Source organism: Alteromonas alvinellae (genome assembly GCF_902705805.1).
On record NZ_CACSIH010000229.1, the window covers coordinates 62,752 to 70,981 of the forward strand.

An 8,230-nucleotide genomic window follows, 5' to 3' on the forward strand; every position below is an offset into this window, starting at 1 on the left:
GGCTATTAGCCGGCTTTTTAATGCTTTAAATGGTGCGTAATTTTACGGCGTAACCAAGGTACACTGGTCAGTCACACCAAACGGGTTAGACGGCGGTGATGCGCCTTCATCGGTCACGTCTTCAGCCGATATACTTAATGTATAATTCATCGAAGCCTGGGCCTCACTACCGGTAGACTGGCCGAAAACAGAAATAACAGCATCGTACCAAACCGCATAACTGCTAGGGTAACGGTACTCCAGTTCTGCATAGCCATTCTCATCTGTTTCAGCATTGCCGTTAGCAAAGGTTATGGTTCCCACTAATCCAGGCGTGAGCATCTCGTCCCCGTTAGTGTCTTCATTGGTTGGAGTTGTATCCAAGATACCGTTATCGTTGACATCTTCCGTGAGACAATTCTGGTTAATTATGGCTATCCATTGTGATTCATCATCATCATATACCCAGAACCCTGTGCGATATTCACCATTATCAACATATTTTGCCGGCGCCACCGATGCAGTTAAACTCACGCCGCTGACTGGCTGTCCAGCAGAGTCAGAAACAAAAACACTGAAACGCTTTAAGTAAGATGTAGATGTAGGCTCTTCGAGCTCATTACCCGTTCCCAAAGAGATATCGAATGCACGAGCACCTACGGTCAAGGTAACTTGATCATCGATCGCTGGATCTTCAGCAACAAAAGCAGTAACAACTACAGACTCTAAGGTTGAAACCGAGCCTGACGTAAAGACTGTTGTAGCTATTCCCTTACTATCAGTAGTTGCTTGAGAAGGCGACACAAATCCGGTAGACACGTCAGAGACAGTGAAGTTAACCACACTGTTTTTTACCAAATTACCATTTACATCGCGAACCACCGCGCTAATCGTGCTGGTTTGTCCATCAGGGCCTAAAATATCAGGCGACGCATCAGCAATAAGCGTGTGCGGTGTAGTGGCAATAAACTCAATTTGAGTGAGTGCTGAAACCAACACGTTACCGCTTCCATCGCTTGCCGTTGCGGTGATTGAAGAGATGCCAGCATTGTTGGCGCTAATATCAATACTTGCTTGTCCTTCTGCATCGGTTTGTACAGTTGAGTCGCCGTCGATTACGCCACGTGATGCGCTAAAGGTTACCTCTTGACCTACTACTGGCGTATTGTCTTGACGCCACTGCACGGTAATAGTCTGTGTTTGCCCTAACGGCACTTCTTCTGTTGGTAAGTTAACGAAATTAAACTCGTCTTGCTGTACCTGCACCGTAAAGCTTGTTTCAGCATTAAGTGCTGATGCCGTAATGGTATTTTCTCCAGAGGCAGATGCGGTATATGACACAGTAGCTTGTCCGTTAGCCCCAGTATTAACCGTGGCGCTGCTCAGGGTGCCGTTAGTAGCACTTAAAACAACATCTTCATTTTTTATAGTCTCGCCATCGGAGTCTTGAAGACGGATTGTATAATCAACAGTGTCATTTAAAATAACTGAAGACGCGCCGTTGATAGTGACTTCTGTTCCGGCAATTGTAATATTAACAGACTCAGTAAGACTGCCCGCGCCGGCTGTAATAGTAATCGTACGGTTTGATTTATCGTTTTGCGACGTCAGTATTGCACGGGCGGTACCATCGGCAAGGGTAACGGGTTGCGTGAGCTGAAGCTCAACGCCATCGCCTGTCGCGGCCGAGAAGCTTACCTCAACACCTTCCATTAACACACTTTGCTCATTTTTAACTAACGCAATGAGTTCGACTTCATCGCTTCCGCTAGAAGCCAGCTGAATACTGTCAGCGAAAAGCTCCAAAGATGCCGGGTCTTCACTTACCGTTGTACTGCCTTCAGAACTAAAAGTCGTGGAGTCTGTTTCACCAGTAGATAAAGTAGCTGTCACTTCACCGTCACCAGACGCGCTTCCCACCGACATACCTATTGTTGCAACACCTTCTGCATTTGTAAGTGCTGTTGCTGTGTCATTTGAAAAGGTAGCCAGATCATCGTTGCTTAATGAAAAGGTAAGCAAAAGATCTGCCTGAGGTTCACCCAGTGAATTTGTTACCGTTGCAACTGCTGTCAACGCATTGCTCGATGAAAGGCTGTTATCAGCCTCGCCACTTTCATTTTGCAACGCAAGTGCAACGCTGATAGTAGTAGGATCTGTGCCGCTGACCGCTGTGGCAGAAAACGTGGTAGTTCCTGTTTCACCACTGCCCAGCGCTGCGGTAATTTCTCCATCACCCGAAGCCGTGCTTGCATCTAAACGAATTCTGGCGACACCGCTTGCGTTAGTTCTTGCAGTGCCGGTATCATTGCCAAACTCGGCAAGTTCTTCGTTACTCAGGGTGAAAGTTAGCAGAGCATCTGAGTGCGGATTCCCGTCTTCATCGGTTACAGTCGCTACCGCAAACAGGCTGTTGTTTTCTGATAAATTGTTGTCGCTTGCGCCACTTTCGTTTTCCAACGACAAGGCAATTGAATAGGTAGGCGTGGTTGTACCGCCGTCTCCGCTTCCATTATCCGTGTTATCCCGAGAGACTGAAGAGCCGCCCCCACCACATGCTGTTAGCATGAATATTGCGCTAATTAAGCTTAGCACTCTCGCTAATGTCGACATAATTCGTTCCTGAACCTCTTTTATTGACAATTGCGTCGTTTTTTATGTTTAAAAATCAACTGAATCTGGCACACTACGAAAGATTAAAAATATAAAAATGCACAGGAAACATTAATGTCTTCATCTGCACATAAGTATAGTTTAACCGCTCGCATATTTATCGGCATGGCTGCCGGTATCTTGACTGGTGTCTTTCTCCAATTATTGTTTGATGATAGCGGAGATTTTACTTTTTCGATATTCGGTTTAGAGCTCTCAACGTATAACATTCTTGTCGAAGGTATATTTTCTACTCTCGGACAAATATTTATCGCTAGCTTAAAGATGCTGGTGGTTCCCCTCGTCTTCGTATCCCTTATTTGCGGAACGAGTACTTTATCAGATCCAAGCAAACTAGGAAGACTTGGCGCTAAGTCAGTCGGACTTTATGTTGTCACAACCGCAATTGCTATAACACTAGCCATGAGTATAGCTTTGGTAGTTTCTCCTGGTGATGGACTCAATCTGACTACTGAAACCACGTTCCAAGCGAAAGAGGCTCCTAGCCTTTCAGACGTTATTGTTAATATGTTTCCTAGCAACCCAATAAACTCGATGGCACAGGGCAATATGCTTCAAATCATCGTTTTTGCAGTACTGTTCGGTATAGCGATGGCAATGACGGGCGATGCGGGCAAGCGCCTTACCGCTATCTTTGAAGACATTAATACGGTAATCATGCGTTTGGTGACAATCATCATGAACCTAGCGCCTTACGGCGTGTACGTGTTGATGGCAAAGCTATTTTCAACGATAGGCGGCGAGACTATATTAAGTTTGGCGAAGTATTTCTTCTTAGTATTTGGCGTGTTAATTCTTCACGGCCTTGTAACCTACTCTGTTCTGCTAAAAGCTTTGTCAGGGCTGAACCCCATTATCTTGATGAAGAAAATGCGCGATGCTGCACTTTTCGCTTTTAGTACGTCGAGCAGCAGCGCTACTCTGCCAGTTACGATGGAAACCGCTAAAAACAAATTGGGTGTTGGTAATTCAGTTTCTTCATTCACTCTGCCGTTGGGCGCAACAATTAACATGGACGGTACCGCCATTATGCAAGGCGTCGCAACGGTATTCATTGCCCAGGTTTACGCCGTCGATTTAAGTCTAAGTGACTATATGATGGTAGTACTTACCGCCACTCTTGCTTCTATCGGAACCGCTGGCGTACCTGGTGTTGGCCTTATTATGCTTGCAATGGTTTTGCAGCAAGTAAATTTACCCGTTGAAGGTATAGCGCTTATTATCGGCGTAGATAGGCTATTAGATATGACACGTACAGCTGTAAATATTACGGGTGACTGTATGGTGTCTTGTGTCGTTGCCAAAAGCGAAGGCGCATTAGATGAAAGTGTCTACAACGACCCTAAAGCAGGGTTGAAACAAGAAGATGTTGATTTCGAACACTTCGAAAGGAACAAATAGCCCAGACTTAGCGCCAGTTGGGTGTAATGCTCACACAATGCCAGTGTTGCAGCAGCGCACAAACTAACCATAAAATAAGGCCAGCGTTATTCGCTGGCCTTATTTTTTACTGTTGTACTACATGAGTTTAACTACAGCCATTACCCGCATTAATTCGATACCGTCTTTGTGCCAGAGAAACCGCCAGTTTGTCCATATGGCCAAACAGCAAAGCCTAGACAAACTAACATAGGGTTTAACAGGTTGGTGCGTTATTGCCTAGTGAAGCGCTGAAGACGGCGACACTTTTGCTGCTTTTTGCGCCGGATATAAAGTTGCGCCAATACTCAAAAACATGGCGACCACAACTGTTATCACAACATCTTGCCAATGTAAGCTTGAAGGTAGAAAGTCAATAAAATATATATCTCCGGAGAGTATCTCTACGCCTAAGGCTGATTCGATAAAACGAACAATATCCGAAAGATTTGGTGCGACGAGCAAGGCAAGCGTTACGCCAACTACAATGCCAATGAGCCCGTTAATGGCCCCCTGCAATACAAAAGTCCTACGTATTAAGCGGTCAGAGGCTCCCATTGTTTTCAATATCGCAATAGCGGCCTGTTTGTCTCTGACAGCCATAACTAATGACGACACTATGTTAAAACAAGCTACAGATATAACGAGAATAAGCGCTATATAGACCACTGCCCTTACAAGCTGAATGTCGTTATATAAATGCCCTTGGGTACGTGTCCAATCAGACATATAAACGGCTTGGGGGTAGCTATAACCAATATCTCGCATGATATCGTAGGCAGAAAACGGGTCATTAAGAGTAAACTGAATACCCTGGGCCTTAGATGTAATACCGATGGAGTCCGATGCCGTAGCTAAATGCATTAGCCCAAGTTGGTTGTCTAACTCTCCGCCAACAGACAGCATACCTGCGATAGTTAACGTAATGGAGCGAGGCGCTTTAAAGGTTAAATCTTGAGTAGTTTGGGGAATCAATACTTGCACAGTGTCCCCAATGGCTAGGCCCATCGATGACATGATGCCCTTACCTACAATGAGGCCATTTTCTTGCGCCGAAAACCGTTCCCAGTCCTCATTCGCCACCCTTTCGGCATATTTATCGGCAACTTGAGTTACCGGAATACCTGTTACGCTAATGGCTTTTAACTCACCTTTAGACTGCAGCATACCCGTTAAACGTGTGTAGGCCGTCACAGATGCGATTCTGCTATCTTGGGAGAACCGGTAAAGCTGTGCATCTAAATTCTCGATTCCACTCTCGCTTTTGCTGTATATCTCTCCGTGAGGGACTACGCTCAAAATACGACTCGTCAGTTCTTTTTCAAAGCCGTTCATAACGCTTAGCAAAACGATAAGTACGAAACAGCCTAACCCTATACCTATGGTAGAAGACATAGAGATGAAGGAGATAAAGCGCTGTTCTGAACGTGTCTTCCTAAATCTTTTAGCCAGTTCAAGGGCGAGCATTTTGCTCCTCCTTTGACAGTGCTTCGCTGACTAACCGGCCATCTTTAATTTTCAACACCCTGTCCATTTTTGCAGCTAGCGAAATATCGTGAGTCACCACCACAAAAGCAGTGCCCTTTTTCTCGCTTAAGCTTGTCAAAAGCTTATAAATTTGTTCACCCGTAGAATCATCCAAATTCCCGGTGGGCTCATCTGCAAGCACAACAGAGGGTTCGGTTACTAATGCCCGCGCTATTGCCACACGCTGTCTTTCGCCTCCCGACATCGTCGAGGGTAAATGGTCCGCTCGATGAGAAAGTCCAACTTCGTCTAACATAACCTTAGCTTTACTGTGCGCTGCTTTTGTCGGTAGCCCTCTTATTCTCAGCGGCATGGCGACGTTTTCTAGCGCAGTGAATTCACCAAGCAAATGGTGGAACTGATAAATGAAACCCATTTCGTCATTGCGAAGTTTCGCCAGCGCATTACCACTTAATTTACCCAATGATTTACCATTGAATTCAACATCGCCACTAGAAGGCTTGTCTAATCCCCCAAGTATATGTAATAACGTACTTTTCCCCGAGCCAGAGCTGCCCAATATGGCAACATGTTCACCAGCTTTTATTGAAAGAGAGACATCGTGTAAAACGGGGGTGGCATTACTGCCATCTTGATAGGTTTTGTTAATATTGCGGCAAATTAGCACGTCCTGCATGCGACTGTTCTTCTTAATTTTCCAGACGGTGAATGGTAGCGCTAAACACTACCAACACCAACTGAAAAATAACAGCGCTAAAGCGTGTTATGTGTGTCTTGTACGGTTTTAGCTAGCGAATCGGCAGACTGAGGCTTGCCAAACAACCACCCTTGCCCAAAGCCAATGGTTAAACTTTTCAGCTCATTGCATTGATCTATGTTCTCAACGCCTTCGGCAATCAAGTCAACATTTAGTCCTTCGGCAATACTGACAATATGCGGGATGAGTGATGAGCGAATACTGTTATCTTCCATATCCATTACGAAACTTCGGTCGATTTTAAGATAGTCACAGTTCAATGTTTTAAGCTGACTTAAGTTGGAGTAACCAACACCAAAATCGTCAATAGCAAACAAGAACCCTTTGCTTTTGAGAGACTTGATATGTTTAACGGCACTATGAGTAGCTATCTGTTCGTCCTCAGTAATTTCCAAAACCAACTTAAAGTTTTTGACGTTCATCTCAAGAACAAAATCTAAGTCTAAACAATCTTCTCTTGTAAAATCAAAAGGAAAAAGATTAAACGATACCTTGAACCCTTCAGGAATATTCGGGTTTTCGTTAAGCTCTTTCATTGCTGTTGTTATCATATCTATGGTGAATTCCCACGTCATATCTTGCTCTTTGACTTGAGGAATAAACTCATCAGGATAAATAGGCCCGAATTCGTCTTCAAACCTACTCAGCACTTCGCAACCAATGACTTTACCGGTATCTAAATCAACAAAAGGCTGATAGAGGCTGTAGAACTTATGTTCTTTAAAGCCTTTACTCACACGAGATTCCAAAGAGCGGCGACGGCGTAAATAATTAAACATTACCATATGCGTTAACGCTGCGGTCATCAACATGGCAAAGACAAATAAGACGATTTTCCCAGAGTGTAAATCTAATACTCTCCCGTGATCAGATTTCACTTTTAAGCAAGTGTTGTTGTAGCGCTCGTCACACAATATAAATTGTAATGAGAAATAGCCTGTGCGCGCATTCATTTCATCCCTACTAAGTCTTGTGTCAACCAAGCCAGGATTACCTGCTATATGATAAAATTGATCGCCATTGTAAAAAAGCTGCCAATCTTGTGTGTAGCTGTAGCCAATTACACTGTCCATGTCTAATACGGCGTTGTAGCGCCCACGCTGTACAATGGTGCCCGTAGCCTGCTTATCGAAAAGTTGCAAAGGTGTGTTTATCCAAAATGCATCGCCAAGCTGCGTATAAAAGTCGGGCTCTACTTCTTTAAACGGCGTATCTAGAATACCAAGATAAGTACTACACTTAAGTTCATTATTCTCATAAAAACCAATCTCTTTTACAAAACGAGACCGGAATAAGGTTTTACGCATTTCGGCCAAATTATCGAGCTCACAAGACTGGTAAGGCAATGCGTTAAGGTAATCGAGAGTAATTTCAGCATCTCTGAAGACAAGACGAACATTGTCCAAAATTTCTTTGGCTCGGCTTTCTTCTTGTTCTTTGATAAACACAAACATAACGATGGCAAGGATAAGTGTTACCAAAGCTACGCTTAATAGAGAAACGCCAATCGCTTTTAAGTTATCTGCAAGGAAATACCGTTTTTGATCGCTTTTATTCATAGTTTCCATTGTTATTAAGCACTAACGGTTTAACTGTAGTACAGATTCAAAAAAACACACTACGACTTTAGGTCACATGTTACTGTTTGTAGGTTAGTTTTTGACGTACTGACGTTGAGTGCATAGTTTTGGCCTGCATAAGGCAAGGTGTTCAAACAACGAAAGATAAAAGCAAATTGAATATTGGAAAGCCGTATCTGAAATAATACAAATGAACTACTAGCGCGGTATTTAAATTATACTTGGAGAAGATAGATGTATTTTTAAGAGAACCCTGAACGGGAAAATTGTAATAGAAAGCATATCATTAATGGCGGAGCGGACGGGACTCGAACCCGCGACCCCCGGCGTGACA

5 protein-coding genes are annotated in these 8,230 nt (G+C 44.0%); 1 reads left to right on the forward strand and 4 read right to left on the reverse strand.

The genetic code is table 11. The features are described from left to right. Nucleotides 1–42 precede the first annotated feature (42 nt). Nucleotides 43–2,592, reverse strand: coding sequence for an Ig-like domain-containing protein (locus ACX5KA_RS18215; protein WP_458731826.1), 2,550 nt, complete (start codon nucleotides 2,590–2,592; stop codon nucleotides 43–45). Nucleotides 2,593–2,706: 114 nt separating this feature from the next. On the opposite strand from ACX5KA_RS18215, the gene ACX5KA_RS18220 reads away from it, so the two are divergent. After that, a complete protein-coding gene (locus tag ACX5KA_RS18220) occupies nucleotides 2,707–4,053 on the forward strand; it encodes a dicarboxylate/amino acid:cation symporter (protein WP_039223919.1) in 1,347 nt (448 codons plus the stop codon). 258 nt (nucleotides 4,054–4,311) lie between these two features. On the opposite strand, the gene ACX5KA_RS18225 is transcribed toward ACX5KA_RS18220, so the two are convergent. The 3 genes from ACX5KA_RS18225 to ACX5KA_RS18235 all read right to left on the reverse strand — a co-directional run bounded on the left by ACX5KA_RS18225 (nucleotide 4,312) and on the right by ACX5KA_RS18235 (nucleotide 7,875). Continuing rightward, entirely contained in the window at nucleotides 4,312–5,538 is a 1,227-nt protein-coding gene (locus ACX5KA_RS18225; RefSeq protein WP_458731827.1) for a lipoprotein-releasing ABC transporter permease subunit, read from the reverse strand. Beyond that, nucleotides 5,525–6,235, reverse strand: a complete 711-nt coding sequence (gene lolD, locus ACX5KA_RS18230; RefSeq protein WP_039223914.1) for a lipoprotein-releasing ABC transporter ATP-binding protein LolD — start codon at nucleotides 6,233–6,235, stop codon at nucleotides 5,525–5,527. The genes ACX5KA_RS18225 and lolD overlap by 14 nt, the downstream gene beginning before the upstream one ends. Nucleotides 6,236–6,312: 77 nt before the next feature. Continuing rightward, complete coding sequence (locus ACX5KA_RS18235) at nucleotides 6,313–7,875, reverse strand: EAL domain-containing protein (RefSeq protein WP_458731828.1); 1,563 nt, start codon at nucleotides 7,873–7,875, stop codon at nucleotides 6,313–6,315. Nucleotides 7,876–8,230: the final 355 nt, after the last annotated feature.